This window comes from Acidovorax carolinensis (assembly GCF_002157145.1).
GTDB lineage: Bacteria > Pseudomonadota > Gammaproteobacteria > Burkholderiales > Burkholderiaceae_C > Acidovorax > Acidovorax carolinensis.
This window is the reverse complement of record NZ_CP021361.1, coordinates 1,952,770-1,969,755: the sequence shown is the minus strand read 5'-3', so window position 1 is coordinate 1,969,755 and position 16,986 is coordinate 1,952,770. Positions and strand designations below refer to the sequence as shown.

Sequence of the window (16,986 nt, the reverse complement as noted above, 5' to 3'; positions counted from 1 at the left end):
GGCCATCACTGGCACAGGGCGGGGCCGCTATCCCAGCTTGCCCAGAATGGGCCCCATTTCGTCCCGGGAAAAAGCCCGCAGGGTCTGCAGGCGAATATTTCCGGCGCTGCTGATGGCCAACCCAAATGCAGCAGCCGCTGCATCGTCCGGCGCTTCAATCAAGGTCACCAGATCGTATTTCCCCAGAGTCCAATAGATGTGCGTCATCTTGGCGCCGAACTTCGATGCTGCCTCCCTCACTGCATCGGCGCGCTTGGTGGTGTCCTTGACGCTGCGGACGCCTTGGTCGGTGAAATTACACAGTGCGACGTATGTTGCCATGGTCTTTCCTTTACGCAAGGGCCTTGGTAGGTAAACCGGTTGGGCAGGCCCCGTTGCGCCAACCGGAAATACACGTTCGCCCTGGTAGATGGAAGAAACCAAAGCCCGATGGCGTCAGCAGGCAGATGGCAAACGCCTCGCAGGCAGCCCATGCGCCACGGTGCGCTCTCTTTGCGGCAAAGTCAAACCACACCTGGGCCCGCCGGCCTGTTTTGTGGACGGCTGCACTTGCTGGTTCGGGCGGCATTGCATCGGTGTGAAATAGTCCCCGGCCCACTGCAACCTGCGGGCCCGGGGCGGCCTTTCATTCAATGCGGCAGCTGGACGGATTTCCAGCCGGCGTGATCAAAATGGCTGCCGTAGGTGTTGAGCGCCTCGGCCACTTTCACCACCCCTGCGGCCCGCGCCTTGTCGCCCTGTTTGCCCTGCGCCGCATCCACGCCGCCCAGGATCTCGCCGATCACGATGTGCAACTGGGCATCGGCCTTGGGTTCGAGCTTGCAGTTCTCCACGATGTACGCGACCTGTTTGGAGACTTCCGCGCCGAAGGCGTCGTAGTCGGCGGCCTGGGCCTTGCCCGCATGGGCCAGGGCAGCGTGTGGCTGACCGCCTTGCGCATGGCGGCCATGCCCTGGCGCAGCGGCGCATCAATCTGCCATTTCTTGCCCGCGTTGAGCTCGACTTTCTGCGGCGCAGCGGCTCCGTGGTCGTGGGCGGCCGGGCTGGCGGCCAGCGTGGATAAAGGTAGGGCCAGCGCAGCGGCGAGCACAAGGTACAGAGGGGATTTCATGGGTGGACTCCAGTGGGTTGAACAAAGGGGCCCGGCAATTGCCGAGCCTTGCTGTTTCAAACGACTGGCGAAAACAAATGTTCCATCTGTTTTGCATCTTTCTTTGACGCGACCTTTGGCTGCCACGGCCTCGGCGGCCGTGCGCAGGCATCAATCGCGGTGCAGCAACTCCTCTTCGGATGATTCCTGGGCATAGCGGCTCAGCAGCAGTGCCATCAGCCGCGCACGCTGCCCGTCGTCGAGCAGCGCGCGCTCGGTCAGCAGCTGCGCGATCACGCGCTGCTGCTGCGCGGCCTGCAGGGCGGCTATACGGGCTTGCTCGGCATCGATGGCGGCGCGTTGCGGCTGGTCGGCAAAAATGTGCCGCACCAGTGCCTCGCGGTGTCGGCGGATCTCGGCCCAGTTCGCGGCCACGTCGCGCAGGAAGGCCGGTTCGAGCTGCTGCCAGCGCTGTCGTTGTTCGCCGCTCAGTTGCAGGTAATCCGGCAGGTTCACGGGGCTTGGCTGCATGGCCGGTGCCTTGGGCGGTGGCCGCAACTGGTGCAGGGCTACGGCCACGACGATGCCTGCATTCAGGGCCAGCGACACGGCCAAAAGCCATGCGGGTACGCTGCGGCGGTTCATGGCATTCCTTTCGAAAGACGACAGAGTTCTGCAGCAGCGCACAGGCCGCCCGGCGGCACGGGGTCGAACACCCGCACCAGACCGGCGCTGGGCACCGTGGCCGCGCCGCCGCTCAGCAGCAGGCCGCCCAGCCAGATGCCCGACACCAGGGCCAACCCGCCCGCCAGCCCTGCCGGCATCCAGCCCAGCCAGCCTGACCCGGCAGACCAGGGGCGCACGGGTCGACTCCCTGTGGCGGTGCTCGCAGGCGGTCATCAAGGCTGCCGTTCAGTCGGTCGTTCCACTGCGCAGCCAGGTCCAGCCCGAGCTGGGGCGATGGCATGGCGCGCAGACTCTGACCCAGGGCGGTGATTGCGTCGAGCCGGCGCTGGCACGCCGCGCAGCCCGCCAGGTGCTGTCTGAAGCGGGCGCGCTCGGCGGGTTTCATCATGTCGTCCGCATAGGCGGACAGATCGGCGTGGCGGGGGCAGGTCATGGCAAGTTCTCCATTCAGCGCGGCATTTTTTCCAGCAGCCCGGCGCGCGCCCGTGCAATGCGCGACTTGACGGTGCCGGTGTTCAGGTGAAGTACGGCAGCAATGTCGTCATAGGACATCTCTTCGATCTCCCGCAAGAGCAGGATTTCGCGGTGTTCCGGGGGCAAACGCGCCAGGGCTTTCTCCAGGCCCTGGTAGCGCTGCGCCGTCTCCAGCACGGCATCGGGTGCCGGTGCAGGGTCGGGTGGCTGGCGGCTTCGTCGTCGTCCCACGGCACAAAGGCCACGCGCTTGCCGCGCCGCAACCAGTCAAACGCCAGGTTGCGGGCAATGCGAAACAGCCAGGTGCTCAGCCGGGCATCAGGCGTCCAGCGCGCCAGTGCCTGGTAGGCGTGCAAAAAAGTTTCCTGCGTCAGCTCCCGTGCGTCGTCGGGCGACCGTGTAAGCCGCACCAGAAAGCGGTAGATGCGATCCTGGTACCTGCCCACCAGCTCGGAAAACGCCGCGCGATCGCCGCGCTGTGCGTGCGCGGCGCATTCTTCGTCATCGAGGTGGCTGCAGATTCCCATGGTGAACGAGGGCTTCAACGCGCGGGCCGCCGGAATGTTCCATGTATTTAGGTGATTGCGCGCACTGGTGCCATGCACGCCCACATCTTGGCACGTACCCGGGCATCAGCATGCCACTCCATGCCGGGGCGCAGCACGGCTAGGTAAGCCCGGGCTGTGAAACGGCGAAGGCTCACCTTTCGCCGAAAGCGAGGTGCGGGGACATGGTCTCAGGTGTTGCGTGGTGGCTGTTGCAAAAGAAAGCTGCAAGCCAATTGCAGCGACCACAACACCGGCCGCTTTGGGCTGCATTGCATCGCCATGGAATACCACGCAGTGTTTGCACACCGCTCAACGTCTCACCCGCCCCCCCACTCCTGTGCAGGCATGGCCGGCGTTAACGGAACGAGTGGCCTGGGCGAAGTCATCGGCGCTGCCGGCAAGGGTGGCGCATCGTCGGTGGTCACCGGCGGCAAGGTGCCCGGCGGGCGCGCCGGTGGCGCAGAGGGTGAACCACCGCCGCCGAACAGTCCACGAATCCAATCGCGCATGCTGCCCAGCGACATGTCTGCGGGAAGCTGCACGTCGAATTCATCCACGAAGCGTTCATTGCCATTGATCACCTTGGCGCGCAACCCTTGCTGCATGAACTCGCCCACCATCGGCAGTGCACTGCGTGCACCCTGCCCCCAGTAGTCGCTGCGCAGCGTGATGCGGCCGTCGTTGAAGCCCGCCCATGCGCCCGCCACCACACGGGCGTTCATCAGGATGAACCAGCCATCGGTGTTGTCTTGTGTAGTACCGGTCTTGCCCGCCACATCGGCCTGAATGCCGTAGCGCGATCGGATCGCCGTGGCCGTGCCGCGGTCCACCGCGCCGCGCATGGTGTTGCGCAGGGTCTGGGCGGCGCGGGCGTCAAAGACGGGCTCGGGCGTCGACTGGGCAAATGTCGCCAGCACCTTGCCACTTTTGTCTTCGATGCGGGTGATGAGCACCGGCTCGACGTAGCGACCCAGGTTCACGATGCTGGAATAGGCCGTGATCATTTCCTTGAGGGTGACGGGGCTCGTGCCCAGCGCCAGCGAGGGCACCTCTTCGAGCGGGGACTGCCGCACGCCCAGGGCGCGCGCCACATCGGCCACGCGGGCGGGGCCCACTTGCTGCATCACCTGCGCGGTGATGGTGTTCTTGGAGTACGCAAGGCCGTCGGCCAGCGTCATGGGTTCCTCGCTGGGCGCGCGGCCGTCGGTGGGGCGCCACACGCGACCACCCCCCAGGGGGATTTCAACGGCCGAGTCCATCAGCGCGTCGGTGGGCGACGCCCCTGGGCAAAAGCGGCCCCATACACGAAGGGCTTGAACGTGGAGCCCGGCTGGCGGCGCGCGGCCGCCACATGGTCATACGGGTCAATGCCAAAGTCACGGCTGCCTACCCACGCCAGTACATGGCCGTTGACCGGGTCTTGCGCCAGAAAACCCGCCTGCACGCGCGTTTTTTCAAGGCGCAACTTGTGCATGAAGGTGGCATCGGCCAGCAGGCTGTGCAGCGCTTCATCGGGCGGCGTGCCCTTTTCCAGTGCGGCGCGGTATTCGGCGCTTTCGCGCACCAGTGTCTGCACCAACGCGTTGCCGGGGCCCCAGCCATCGCGGCGTGCCCACGCCTTGTCGGCCACGTCCTGCAACTGGCGGCCCTGGCGGGCCACGGCCTGGTTGGCAAAGTTTTGCAGGCGCGAATCAATGGTGGAGCGAATCACCAGCCCGTCGGCATACAGGTTGTAGCCATTGGCGTCGGCCCAGTCGATCAGCTGCTTGCGCAGCTGCATCGCAAAGTGTGGCGCGGGGCCCATGACCTCGGTCTGGCGCTCGAAGTTGACGCGCAGCGGGCGCTTTTGCAGCACATCGAACTGCTTTTGCTCCAGCTTGCCGCGCTTGAGCATTTGCGACAGCACGGTGTTGCGCCGCGCCTTGGCGCGCTCGGGGTTGAGCACCGGGTTGTAATAGGCCGTACCCTTGAGCATGCCGATCAGCGTGGCGCTTTCCAGCACATTGAGCTTGTCGGCCGACTTGTCGAAATACGTGCGCGCGGCCATCTCGATGCCGTAGGCGTTGTAGAGAAACGGCACGGTGTTGAGATAGGTTTCAAGGATTTCGTCCTTGGAGTATGTCGCCTCGATCTTCAGCGCCGTGATCGCCTCCTTGAGCTTGCGCGTGAGGGTGCGCGAACGGCCGATTTCCTCGGGGAACAGATTGCGCGCCAGCTGCTGCGTGATGGTCGAGCCGCCCTGCGGGTCGCCGCGCAGCGTGAGCACCACCGACGACGCCGTGCGCCGCCAGTCCAGGCCCCAGTGGCTGTAGAAGCGGTGGTCCTCGGTGGCGATCAGCGCATTCACCACATGGGGTGAAATCTGGTCGAGCGCCACCCACTCGCGATTGGCCCAGCGGTATTCGGCCAGCAGCTTGCCGTCAGCCGACATGAGCTGCGCGGGCTGCTCGGTCTTGGCCTTGCGGATGTCGCTGATACCCGGTGTAAAAGGCACCAGCGCCACCGCATACAGCAGCAGCGCCAACGGCAAGGCGGCCAGCAGCCACGCAAGGCTGTGCAGCGACACAAGCCGCTCGGGCCGTTGTACCAAGCGGGCCAGCACGGAGCGCAGCGCAGCCCAGCGGGCTGGCAGGGATTCAAAAAAAGACATGAAAAACAGTATAAAAGCGCCGCTAGCGCTTATGTATCAAGCGGTACCAGCTATTAAATAAAGAGCATTAGCGCATGAAGCGCCGCAGTTGCGGCAGGCTGGCCTTTGCGGCGCGGCGGCCCTCTTCGATGGCCTCGCTGGCGCGGTGAAAGTCGAGCAGGCCCAGATTGGACAGCGCAGGCGCCACCACCACTTCGGGAGGATCGCCGGCCATGCGGCTGCGCGTGATGCGCATCTGCATGATGGCGACGCTGGTCATCACCACGTCCAGCACCGAAGGCACGCGCTGCGGCGCGGGCACGGCGGGGCCATCGGCACGCCAGGGGGTGAGGCGCTGCATCCAGCCCGCGCTCTTGGGTTGCGCGGGCTCGGGCTCAGATTCGGACAACGCCTCGGCATCGGCCTCGGGTGCCTGCACCATGGCGAGCGGCTGCATGTGGCGGTGCAGGATGTCGGAGTTCAGGTCTACGCCAATCACGATGTCCGCCCCCATGGCGCGCGCCAGCGACGTAGGCACGGGGTTGACGATGCCACCATCCACCAGCAGCCGCCCGTCCTCTCGCGCCACAGGCGTGAACAGGCCAGGCAGCGCAATCGAGGCACGCACCGCATCGGCGATGGAGCCGTGGCGCAGCCACACTTCTGCGCCCGAATGCAGATCGGTGGCCACGGCGCCGTAAAGCATGGGCGAGGATTCGATGTTGAAGTCCGCGAAATTGCGGCGCCAGAAAGCGATGAGCTTTTCTCCCTTGAGCATGCCGCCCGTGAGGTTGAAGTCCATGAAGCCGAACACGTCGCGCATGCCCAGGCCCTGCACCCAGTCGGCAAAACGCGCGAGCTCGCCCGCAGCGTAGGCCGCCCCCACCAGCGCGCCAATCGACGAGCCGCAAACGATGTCGGGCCGCACGCCCTCTTCGTCAAACACCTGCAGCACGCCAATATGGGCCCAGCCACGCGCCGAGCCGCTGCCCAGTGCCAGCCCCAGCCGGGGTGCGCGGCGGGACAACGCCATCAGTCGGCGCCTTCTTTTGCGGCCGTGCCGCCAGCGTGCTGCAACAGCGCCAGCATGCCGGCCTCATCCAGCACCGGCACGCCCAGCTCCTGGGCCTTGGCCAGCTTGCTGCCGGCTTCCTCGCCTGCCACCACATAGCTGGTCTTTTTGCTGACCGAACCGGCCACCTTGGCGCCAGCGGCTTCGAGCATGTCTTTGGCGGCGTCGCGGCTCAGGGTGGGCAAGGTGCCAGTCAGCACCACCGTCTTGCCAGCCAGCACCTGGGGCGCGCGCTCGGCCGGGGCGCCTTCGGGCCAGGTCACGCCGCAGGCGCGCAGTTGCTCCACCACCTCGCGGTTGTGCGGCTGCTGGAAGAAGGTGTGCAGGCTCTGCGCTACCACCGGGCCCACGTCGGGCACCTGCAGCAATTGCTCGACGCTGGCATCCATGATGGCGTCCAGCGTGCCAAAGTGGCGCGCCAGGTCCTTGGCCGTGGCCTCGCCCACATGGCGCAGCCCCAGGCCGAACAGAAAGCGCGGCAGCGTGGTTTGCTTCGATTTTTCGAGCGCAGCCAGCACGTTCTGGGCCGATTTCTCGGCCATGCGCTCCAGCGCAATCAGGGATGTGAGCCCCAGCCGGTACAGGTCGGGCAGCGTGCGGATCACGTTGGCATCCACCAACTGGTCCACCAGCTTGTCGCCCAGGCCCTCGATGTCCATGGCGCGGCGCGCGGCAAAGTGCAGGATGGCTTCCTTGCGCTGCGCGGCGCAGAACAGGCCGCCCGTACAGCGGTGGTTGGCCTCGCCTTTTTCGCGCACCACGTCGCTGCCGCACACGGGGCAGGTTCTGGGCATTTTGAAGTTGGGCACATAGCCGGCGCGGTTGCCCGGCACCACGCCGACGACCTCCGGAATCACATCGCCCGCGCGGCGCACGATGACATGGTCGCCCACGCGCACGCCCTTCTTGCGGATCTCAAACAGGTTGTGCAGCGTGGCGTTGGTGACGGTGACCCCGCCCACAAACACGGGCGCCAGGCGTGCCACCGGCGTGATCTTGCCGGTGCGGCCCACCTGTACATCGATGCCCTCGATGCGCGTGGCCATTTCCTGTGCCGGGTATTTGTGCGCCACGGCCCAGCGCGGCTCGCGGGTCTTGAAACCCAGGTCGCGCTGCAGCTGCAGGGAGTTGACCTTGTAGACCACGCCATCGATGTCGTACGGCAATGCATCGCGGCTGGCGCCCACCTGCTGGTGAAACGCTACCAACTCCGTAGCGCCTACCGCAATCTGCACCTGCGCTGCGACCGGAAAACCCCATGATTTCAGGGTTTGCAGCATCTCGTAGTGCGTGCGGAACACCGGCCCGCCTTCAGCAGGCGGTGTGATGGCACCCAGGCCATAGGCAAAAAAGCTCAGAGGGCGCTGGGCGGTGATGCCGGAATCGAGCTGGCGCACCGCGCCCGCCGCCGCATTGCGCGGGTTCACAAAGGTCTTGCCGCCCTGCTCGCGCTGGCGCTCGTTGAGCGCGTCGAAGTCGGCACGGCGCATGTAGACCTCACCGCGCACTTCCAGCAGCGGCGGAACGCCCTCTGGTAGGGTCAAAGGGATCTGCCGGATGGTGCGAACGTTGTGCGTCACGTCCTCGCCCACTTCGCCATCACCGCGCGTGGCGGCCTGCACTAGGCGGCCGTTTTCATAGCGCAGGCTCATGGCGAGGCCGTCGAACTTGGGTTCGGCCACGTATTCGATGGCGGGGTCTGTTTCCGAAAGGCCCAGCTCGCGCCGTACGCGCGCATCAAACGCCTGCGCGCCCGTGGCCTCCGTGTCGGTCTCGGTGTGAATGCTGAGCATGGGCACCGCGTGGCGCACGGGCGCCAGGCCGTCCATCACCGCGCCAATCACGCGCTGCGTGGGCGAGTCGGGGGTGATGAGCTCGGGGTGCGCGGCCTCCAGGGCCTGCAGTTCGCGGAACGCACGGTCGTAGTCGGCGTCGGGCACCGTGGGCGCGTCCAGCACGTAGTACTGGTGCGCCCAGTGGTTGAGCTGGTCGCGCAGCGCTTTAATTTTGATAGCTGGTTGCGCAATATCTGCGGGCGCTGCGGCCGAAAACAGGTCGAAATTCTCGGTCATGACCGCACCGCGCTCAACTGAAGAGACGCCGTGCCAGCACCGACCCTGCCGACAATTCACGCCCGTCGAGCTGGTCATAGAGCAGTTCCAGGTCGGCGGCAATCGGGTCCATGGCCATGGCGGGCAGTGGCTGGCCGTTCTGGTCGCACAGCACGCCGTCCATGGCTTCGCACAGGGCGGCAGCCACCTCGCGCAGGCGGGCAAAAGGCTGTTCGCTGCGGTGCACCTGGGCGACATCCAGGCTCAGCGTGATGTCGCGGATGGCGGACTGGTCTGGGTCTTCCGACAACGCGGCCTGCGTGTCATAACCGAGCGTGAGCACGGGCGGCAGGCCCTGGGTACTGGCAGGCAGCACCAGCCGGCCCGGCATGGCGCCGGGCACAAAACCCAGGCGGGCCGCATTTTGCTGCACATAACCGGGGCTCCAGGCCGCCTGGCGGGCGCGCAGCATGAAGGACAGTTGCGCATCGTGGTCGCTGGCAAACTGGTCGAGTTCACGGGCGCGGGCCACTTCCTGCAGCATGTCGGGAAAATCGGGCGCCGCGTTGATGGCGTCGGCAAACGCCTGGGCCTTCACCACAAACTCCGAAAACTCGATCTCATTGAGCGCGCCCGTGCGGTTGGCCAGTTGCACGCCGGCCTGAAAGCTCTGGTAGCGCTGGCCGGACGCGGGGGTTTCCCACTGTTGCGTCACCTCGTTGAGGCCTTCGATGGCAAAGGGCTTGCTGCCCGCGCGGCGCGTAGGCGGCAGCGCGGCCAGCGCCGCATCGCCCGACACCGATTGCTCGGGCTGCAGCGTGGCGATGATGTCGATCAGCGGGTCCAGCCCCAGGCGGCGTTCGTGCAGCAGGGGCGGCACCGGCAGCTCCATGGCATCTGCGGCATCCACCGTGTGGCTGGCGGGCTCGGGGCCGCGGTCAAGACCGTGAAACGCGCCCCATCCCCCGGCGCCGCCGCATCGACATCGAACGCGGGCTCCTGGCGCAGCGTGGGCTCGGCAGTGCGCTCGGGCTCTTGCGGCACCGCGCGCTTGGGGGCATTGCGGCGCGAGGTCCAGGCGTTGTAGGCCACGATGAGGGCCAGCACCAGACCGCCGATGATGGCCAGACTCAGTTGCAATGTGCTCATAGAAGAAATTCTCAGCTATCGGTTGCGCTGCGCAGGTTCCGCCGCGCATGAAACGGGCGCGACCCATGCCAGGCACGCCGAACAAGGGCCGCCCCCCAGTGAGGGCGTCGTCCCCTTGGAGGGCTGAGGCCTGCGGCTCCAAGCCTGCCTGCGCAGGCTTGGACAGGTCGAAGAGGCCGCGCGTCAGGCGCGTGCCACCGAGGCGCGAAGCGGCTCAGGGGGATTTCATAGTTCCGCCATCGAGAGAGCGGAATCCATGTCCACCGCCACGATGCGCGACACGCCCTGCTCCTGCATGGTCACGCCAATCAGTTGCTCGGCCATTTCCATGGCGATCTTGTTGTGGCTGATGAACAGGAACTGGGTTTCTTTGCTCATGCTGGAGACCAGCTTGGCATAGCGTTCGGTGTTGGCGTCGTCCAGCGGCGCGTCCACCTCGTCCAGCAAACAGAAGGGCGCGGGGTTGAGTTGAAAAATGGCAAACACTAGCGCAATGGCGGTAAGGGCTTTTTCGCCGCCCGACAGCAGGTGAATGGTCTGGTTCTTCTTGCCCGGCGGCTGCGCCATCACCTGCACACCCGAATCGAGGATTTCGTCGCCGGTGATGATGAGCCGGGCCTGCCCGCCGCCAAACAGCTCAGGGAACATGCGCCCGAAATGTGCATTGACGGTGTCGAAGGTGCCCGAGAGCAGCTGGCGCGTTTCGCCGTCGATCTTGCGGATCGCGTCTTCCAGGGTGTTCATGGCCTCGGTCAGGTCGGCCGTTTGCGCATCCAGAAAGATCTTGCGTTCGCTGGCGAGCTTGAGTTCCTCGAGTGCTGCCAGATTGACCGCACCCAGGGCGGCGATCTCGCGGTGCAGGCGGTCGATTTCGCCTTGCAGGCCGCCCACGCGCACATTGCCGTCGGCAATCGACTGCGCCACGGCGTCGAGGTCGGCCTGTGCGTCGGCCAGCAAGGTGGTGTATTGCTCCAGGCCCAGGCGCGCGGCCTGCTCCTTGAGCTGGAATTCGGTAATGCGCGCGCGCAGCGGGTCGAGTGCGCGTTCGAGCTGCATGCGGCGCTCGTCGCTGGCGCGCAGCTTGGCGGTGAGGTCGTCGTATTCGCTGCGCTGGGCCGACAGGGCCTTTTCACGCTCCATCTTCGCCTCCAGCGCCTGCTGCAGGCCGCCCTGGGCGGCCGCGTCGGACAGGCGGGCCAGCTCATCGCGCGCGCGCTGCTGCTCGTCGGCCAGCGAAGTGGCCTGGTGCGTGGCGGTTTCGATCGAACGGTTCAGCTCGCCACGGCGCGCCTCCAGGCTGCGCCGCGAGAACGTGGCTTCTTGCGCCTGGCGCTCCAGCGTGCGCTGCTGCTCGCGGCAGGCGGTGAGCTTGCGCTCGGCCTCGATCACGCGGTCGCCCAGCTGGGCCTCGCGCTCCTGGCTGTCGGCCAGCTGCATGTCCAGTTCTTCAAAACGCGCCTCGGCGGCCACGCGGCGCTCCTGCAGGTCGGCCAGCTGGGCCTCCACCTCGGCCAGGTCGGCGTCGATCTGCTCGCTGCGCGCGCGCGTCTGCTCAGCCAACTGCGTGAGGCGCAGGGTTTCGACCTGCAGCTCATGGGCGCGGCTTTGCGTTTCGGTCGCTTCGCGGCGTGCGGCCACCAGGCGCTGCGATGCATCGGCATACGCTGCCTCGGCGCGGACCAGGGCGGTGCGCGATTCTTCGGCGATCAGCGCCTGGGCGCGCAGTTCCTTTTCGAGGTGCTCGATTTCCTGCGCGCGGGCCAGCATGCCGGACTGCTCGGAGTCCTGCGCATAAAAACTCACGCTGTGGGCACTGACGGCATGGCCCGTGGGCACAAACACCACCTCGCCGGGTTGCAGCGTGCTGCGGCGGGCCAGGGCGTCGTCCAGCGTGGGCGCGGTGGTGCAGCCCTGCAGCCAGTCGATGAGCACGGCGCGCAGGCCGGCGTCCTGAAGGCGCAGCAGGTCCGACAGGCGGGCATGGGGTGACGAGGTTTCAGGGTGGCCCGCGGCGGGCGTGCTGTAGAAGGCCAGGCGTGCGGGCGGCGCGTCGTTACCGCCCGAGCCAAGAAAGCCGCGCACCATGTCCAGGCGCCCTACTTCCAGCGCGGACAGGCGCTCGCGCAAGGCGGCTTCCAACGCGTTTTCCCAACCGGGCTCGATGTGGATGCGGCTCCACAGGCCTTGCAGGCCGTCGAGGCCGTGCTTGGCCAGCCAGGGGCGCAGCTTGCCGTCGGTCTTGACCTTTTCCTGCAGGGCCTTCAGCGCCTCCATGCGCGCCGACAGGTCGGCCTGGCGCGCGCTCTCAAGGTTCACGGCCTGCTGGCGGGCGCGGCGGTCGTCGTCGAGCTGGGGCACGGACTCCTGCAGCTCGTGCAGGCGGGCCTCGGTGTTTTCGGCGATTTCCTGGGCTTCCGCCAGTTGTTCGCGCAGGTTGTTCAGGCGGGCTTCGTCGGGCGCGGCCAGGGCGTTGCGGTCGGTGCGCAGGCGCTCAAAGCGGCTGTCGAGCTGGCGGCTTTGTTCGTCGATGCTGCGCTGCTCGGCGGCCAGCACGCCAATCTGCTGCTGCACCTGCACCACGCTGCTGCGCTGCTCGGCCGTGCGGCTTTGCGCCTGGCGCAGGGCTTCTTCCAGGTCGGGCAGTTGCATGGCCTGTTCTTCGACCTGGGCGGCCAGCATCTCGGCGCGTTCTTCGGCGTCCACACCGGCACCGGCCAGGTTCTCCAGCTCAATGTCGGCCTCTTCCTTGCGCGCCTGCCACTGGGCGATCTGCTCGGCCAGCGTGACCAGGCGCTGCTCCACGCGCTGGCGGCCTTCGATCACGTAGCGGATCTCGGCTTCGAGCTTGCCGACCTCGGCCGTGGCTTCATAAAGCTTGCCCTGGGCCTGATTCACCTGGTCGCCCGCCGCGTAGTGGGCCTGGCGGATGGTTTCGAGGTCGGACTCGACCGCGCGCAGGTCGGCCATGCGCGATTCAAGGTCGTTCACGGCCTGCAGGCCATCTAGGCGCACCTTGTTCTGCTCCGCCTCGGCGTCGGTGCGTTTCAAAAACCACAGCTGGTGCTGCTTGAGCGTGGCGTCGGCCTGCAGGGTGTTGTACTTGGCGGCCACCTCGGCCTGCTTTTCAAGCTTTTCGAGGTTGGCGTTCAGCTCGCGCAGGATGTCTTCGACCCGGGTAAGGTTCTCGCGCGTGTCCGAGAGGCGGTTTTCGGTCTCGCGGCGGCGCTCCTTGTATTTGGAAACCCCGGCGGCCTCTTCGAGGAACAGCCGCAATTCCTCGGGACGGCTTTCGATGATGCGGCTGATGGTGCCCTGGCCGATGATGGCGTAGGCGCGCGGCCCCAGGCCCGTGCCCAGGAACACGTCCTGCACGTCGCGGCGGCGCACCGGCTGGTTGTTGAGGTAGTAGCTGCTGGTGCCGTCGCGCGTGAGCACGCGGCGCACCGCGACCTCGCCGTACTGGCCCCACTGGCCGCCGGCCCGGTGGTCGGAGTTGTCGAACACCAGCTCCACGCTGGCGCGGCTGGCCTGCTTGCGGGTGGTGGTGCCGCTGAAGATCACGTCCTGCATGGACTCGCCACGCAACTCGCTGGCCTTGCTCTCGCCCAGCACCCAGCGCACCGCGTCCATGATGTTGGACTTGCCGCAGCCGTTCGGCCCCACCACGCCCACCAGTTGCCCAGGCAGCATGAAGTTGGTGGGTTCAGCGAACGACTTGAAGCCGGAGAGCTTGATCGAGGTAAGACGCACGGGTCAGGGGTTCAGACAAAAAAAGGGGACACGCCAGGAAAAACCGGGGCCGTACGCATCCACGGGGAAAACCCGCAGGCTGGAGCCGGACCGGAATGATACCGCGCCGCCCACACGCACCTGCCCTGCAGACACCTGGCAGGCGAACGCCGGTCGCGCATCCTGGCCATTTGATCAAATTGACCTCTAGCGCTTATGAAAAAAGCGCTTACAGCTATCAATTTTGATCATAAAAACAGCGATTCTGTAGGCATGGGCTACGCAGCCCGAGGCCGGAGCGGGCCATTGGTCTGCAGCACCAGCGCTTCGAACTCGGCCGCTGGCACGGGCGGGCTCGACAGATAGCCCTGCCAGGCGTGGCAATGGTTGCGGGCCAGGAACTCGCGCTGGGCTTCGGTTTCGACGCCCTCGGCGATCACGCGCAGGCCCAAGCTGGTGGCCAGCGCCACCACGGTGCGGGCGATGGCTGCGTCGTTGGGGTCGGTGAGCACGTCGCGCACGAAGCTCTGGTCGATCTTGAGCTGGTCGAGCGGCAGGCGCTTGAGGTAGGCCAGCGACGAATACCCCGTGCCAAAGTCGTCCAGCGAAAAACCTACGCCGTAGCCCCTGAGCTGCCCATCTTTTCGATGGTGTCTTCCACATCCTCCAGCAGCAGGCCTTCCGTCAGCTCGAGCTTGAGGCGACGCCCATCAGCGCCCGAGCCCGCCAGTGCCGCCAGCACCTGGGGCACGAAACCGCCCTGATGAAACTGCCGCGGGCTCACATTGACGGCCAGGTCCAGTGGGGCAAGGCCAGGTTGATCGGCCCACAGCGCCAGACGCTCGCAGGCTGCCTTGAGCACCCATTCGCCCAGCGGCAGGATCAGGCCCGATTCCTCGGCCAGCGGAATGAACTGGGCGGGCGAGATGAAGCCATTGTGCGGGTGCCGCCAGCGCAGCAGCGCCTCGGCGCCGGTGATGCGGCCATGCTCCATCTGGGGCTGGTAATACAGCTCGAACTGATCCAGGGCCAGCCCGGCGCGCATGTCGAGTTCCATGGCCGCCCGGGCGCTCACGACAGCCTGCATCTGCGGGTCGTAAAAGCGCAAGGTGTCGCGCCCCGCTGCCTTGGCCTGGTACATGGCCAAGTCTGCCCGCCTGAGCAGTTCGTCCACGGTTTCGCGCATGCCGCTGAAAACGGTGATGCCCATGCTCAGCGAGCTGTGGTGCGCCTCGCCATCGAGCTGATAGGGTTCGCGCAGCGCCGCCAGAATCTTCTGGCCAATTTCCTCGCTGCGCGCCGCAGACTCTTCGGGGTTGTCGCCCAGGTCTTCCAGCACCATCACGAACTCATCACCCCCCTGGCGCGCCACGGTGTCGTCTTCCAGCACGCAGCCGCGCAGCCGCTGGGCCACCTGCAACAGCAGCAGATCGCCGCGCTCGTGGCCCTGGGTTTCATTGAGGGTCTTGAAGTTGTCGAGATCCAGCAGCAGCAAGGCGCCACTGCGCCGGTGCCTGGCGCTGGCGGCCAGCGCCTGCTGCAAGCGGTCCATGAGCAGGCGGCGATTGGGCAAGCGCGTGAGCGGGTCGTAGAAGGCCAGGTAGCGGATCTCTTCTTCGTCGGCCTTGCGCTGGCTGAGGTCCACCAGGGTGAAAAGGTGGCCGCCATCCACCATCACGCCGGCAATTTCCACGGTGCGCTGCTGGCCGTCCTTGCACTGGATGGTGTACTCGCCCGATTCAATGGTTCCGTCGCCTTCGATCGCCCTGGCACGCGCCGCGGTCCATTCGGCGCGGGCGCGCTCGCGGTATTGCGCGTCGGGGTACACCGTGGGCCACCAGTCCGTGCCCGTGGGCACATCGGCCTCGGTGTAGCCACAGATCTGCACAAAGCGCTCGTTGCGAAACACCATGTGCCCGTCCGGCTGCACCAGGCACACGCCCACCGGCAGGCGCTGCAATATGCCGCGCAGGCGCAACTCGTTGCCACGCAGGCTGTTTTCCATCTGCTTGCGGGCGGTGATGTCCTGCACCACGGCGATGTGATAGTCGGGCTGAGCCCCCGCCGTCCACATGGGTGACACCGTCAGATCCACCCACAGGGTGTGGCCATCGCGGTGGAAATAACGCTTTTCCATGTGGAACTCAGCGATCTCGCCCGCTTTCATGCGCTCCATATGGGCCAGGTCCTCAGCCAGATCATCAGGGTGGGTAATGGCCTGGAAATCGGTCTGGCACATTTGGGCAACCGAGTAGCCAACGATGTCGGCATATTTCTGGTTGACGCGAACGAAACGCCCGGTCTGCGAATCGATCTGCGCCATTCCCACGGCCGCCTGTTTGAAAACGGCGCTGAGCCGCTCTTCGCTCTGGCGCCGCGCGTCGTCAGACACCTGCACCTGCGCCCATGCCAGTGCGCGCTGGCGGCCCAGCAACACCACCAGCGCCGCCAGCAGCGCAGAAACCAGCGCCCCCGCCAGACCGGTCAGCATGGGCAGGCGCCGCTCGGACGGCGAGAGGAAATCCTGCGTGGGTAAAAAGCCCAGACGCCAGCGGCGATCGTGCACATCCAGGTCCACCTCGTGCAGCACCGCCGAGGTCAGCGGGACGTCCGATAGCGCCAGCACGGGAAGCCCCTTTTCCGTCTTTTCACCCAATTTGCCCGCCGCACCACCCTGCACCGGGCCTTGGTCGGTGATCGAGACCGCAATGCCCTGCATATAGCCCAGCTTGCGCAGACTCCCGACCAGATCATGCACACGGATGGTGGACGCCACCGCCCCCAAAAAAGGCGGTGCCTCGCCCGGCCGGGCGGGGCCAAAAACGGGTACCCGCAGCACAAATGCAGTGCGATGGTCCTGCTCCTGCATCAGATCGAACGGGGCCGACACCACCGTTTTGCCCGTGTCGCGGCTGTAATGCATGGCCGCCAGATTGGCGGGCTGCGCACTGATATCCAGGCCCGACACCCCGTTGCTGCCTTCCTCGGGCCACAGGTACTCGGCCACAAAATATTCGGGGCGCTCGCCCCCAGGGTGAATGGCGAAATCAGCCAACCCCTGCGCATGGGCCGACCTGTCGGCCCGCACCCGCTCCTCGAACGCAGGTCGCTGGGAGGCGGTCACGTAGCGCGTGAACGCCAGGTTGCGCACACCGGGGTAACGCTGGCGCACGTCCAGCTCACGGGCAACGCGCTCGAACTCGGCACGGCTGAGCACGGGGTTGACCATGAACAGGCCCCGCAGACCATGGACGATTTCGGTGTTCGCGGCCATGCGCTGCGCCAGCGCATCCGAAAAGGCCTTCGCTTCGTGCAGAAAGCGGGCCTCGGAAATTGCGGCCACGGATCGCGCCTGCTGCTGCGCCAGCCACGCCGTGGTCAAAAGTCCCAGCACAGCCACGGCGATACCCAGCAGCCAGTGCCGGTGACGGGTCGGATTTCCAGAAAATGCCATCAAGAATCGGGGCTTTGCAGAACAACAGGCAAAAAAGGACAGTAAAGGAAAGCCAGAAAAATCGCCCCGAAGAATAGCGGCATTTAGGAGTCACTCCTGCAAT

General features: G+C 66.1%; 10 protein-coding genes and 4 pseudogenes. 1 reads left to right on the top strand and 13 read right to left on the bottom strand.

The window, feature by feature from the left end; genetic code table 11:
* Nucleotides 1-27 precede the first annotated feature (27 nt).
* Nucleotides 28-321, bottom strand: coding sequence for a GYD domain-containing protein (locus tag CBP34_RS09190; protein WP_086912352.1), 294 nt, complete (start codon nucleotides 319-321; stop codon nucleotides 28-30).
* A 308-nt stretch (nucleotides 322-629) separates the two neighbouring features.
* Entirely contained in the window at nucleotides 630-833 is a 204-nt protein-coding gene (locus tag CBP34_RS20020) for a hypothetical protein (RefSeq protein ID WP_236748547.1), read from the bottom strand.
* Between the two features lie 86 nt (nucleotides 834-919).
* On the opposite strand from CBP34_RS20020, the gene CBP34_RS20015 reads away from it, so the two are divergent.
* Nucleotides 920-1,063, top strand: coding sequence for a hypothetical protein (locus tag CBP34_RS20015; RefSeq protein WP_236748546.1), 144 nt, complete (start codon nucleotides 920-922; stop codon nucleotides 1,061-1,063).
* Nucleotides 1,064-1,261: 198 nt separating this feature from the next.
* On the opposite strand, the gene CBP34_RS09180 is transcribed toward CBP34_RS20015, so the two are convergent.
* The 11 genes and pseudogenes from CBP34_RS09180 to CBP34_RS09140 form a co-directional block, all read right to left on the bottom strand.
* Nucleotides 1,262-1,735: a periplasmic heavy metal sensor gene (locus tag CBP34_RS09180; RefSeq protein WP_086912350.1), complete on the bottom strand. Its 474-nt coding sequence runs from the start codon at nucleotides 1,733-1,735 to the stop codon at nucleotides 1,262-1,264.
* Nucleotides 1,732-1,953: a hypothetical protein gene (locus CBP34_RS20010; protein ID WP_236748612.1), complete on the bottom strand. Its 222-nt coding sequence runs from the start codon at nucleotides 1,951-1,953 to the stop codon at nucleotides 1,732-1,734. The genes CBP34_RS09180 and CBP34_RS20010 overlap by 4 nt, the downstream gene beginning before the upstream one ends.
* Nucleotides 1,848-2,162, bottom strand: coding sequence for an anti-sigma factor family protein (locus CBP34_RS20005; RefSeq protein ID WP_236748570.1), 315 nt, complete (start codon nucleotides 2,160-2,162; stop codon nucleotides 1,848-1,850). The genes CBP34_RS20010 and CBP34_RS20005 overlap by 106 nt, the downstream gene beginning before the upstream one ends.
* Nucleotides 2,163-2,224: 62 nt before the next feature.
* A complete protein-coding gene (locus CBP34_RS20425; protein ID WP_250644843.1) occupies nucleotides 2,225-2,482 on the bottom strand; it encodes a sigma-70 family RNA polymerase sigma factor in 258 nt (85 codons plus the stop codon).
* A gap of 74 nt (nucleotides 2,483-2,556) precedes the next feature.
* Nucleotides 2,557-2,778 (bottom strand): annotated as a pseudogene (locus tag CBP34_RS20420) (sigma factor); the annotation flags it as partial.
* Nucleotides 2,779-3,116: 338 nt separating this feature from the next.
* Nucleotides 3,117-5,449 (bottom strand): annotated as a pseudogene (locus tag CBP34_RS09165) (penicillin-binding protein 1A).
* Between the two features lie 67 nt (nucleotides 5,450-5,516).
* Nucleotides 5,517-6,461 carry a patatin-like phospholipase family protein gene (locus CBP34_RS09160; RefSeq protein ID WP_086912347.1) on the bottom strand — a complete coding sequence of 315 codons (945 nt, stop codon included), beginning with the start codon at nucleotides 6,459-6,461 and terminating at the stop codon, nucleotides 5,517-5,519.
* A complete protein-coding gene (gene ligA / locus CBP34_RS09155) occupies nucleotides 6,461-8,572 on the bottom strand; it encodes an NAD-dependent DNA ligase LigA (protein WP_094097837.1) in 2,112 nt (703 codons plus the stop codon). Before ligA ends, CBP34_RS09160 begins: the two co-directional genes overlap by 1 nt.
* A gap of 13 nt (nucleotides 8,573-8,585) precedes the next feature.
* Nucleotides 8,586-9,700: pseudogene (locus CBP34_RS09150) on the bottom strand (cell division protein FtsZ).
* Nucleotides 9,701-9,925: 225 nt separating this feature from the next.
* Entirely contained in the window at nucleotides 9,926-13,450 is a 3,525-nt protein-coding gene (gene smc / locus CBP34_RS09145; protein ID WP_094097836.1) for a chromosome segregation protein SMC, read from the bottom strand.
* Between the two features lie 257 nt (nucleotides 13,451-13,707).
* Nucleotides 13,708-16,883: pseudogene (locus CBP34_RS09140) on the bottom strand (bifunctional diguanylate cyclase/phosphodiesterase).
* Nucleotides 16,884-16,986 lie beyond the last annotated feature (103 nt).

What these genes read in the sequence shown, in the direction of transcription:
- CBP34_RS09190 (WP_086912352.1), bottom strand. Translation starts at nt 321, where the DNA reads ATGGCAACATACGTCGCACTGTGTAATTTCACCGACCAAGGCGTCCGC.
- CBP34_RS09180 (WP_086912350.1), bottom strand. Translation starts at nt 1,735, where the DNA reads ATGAACCGCCGCAGCGTACCCGCATGGCTTTTGGCCGTGTCGCTGGCC.
- CBP34_RS20005 (WP_236748570.1), bottom strand. Translation starts at nt 2,162, where the DNA reads ATGAAACCCGCCGAGCGCGCCCGCTTCAGACAGCACCTGGCGGGCTGC.
- CBP34_RS09160 (WP_086912347.1), bottom strand. Translation starts at nt 6,461, where the DNA reads ATGGCGTTGTCCCGCCGCGCACCCCGGCTGGGGCTGGCACTGGGCAGC.
- ligA (WP_094097837.1), bottom strand. Translation starts at nt 8,572, where the DNA reads ATGACCGAGAATTTCGACCTGTTTTCGGCCGCAGCGCCCGCAGATATT.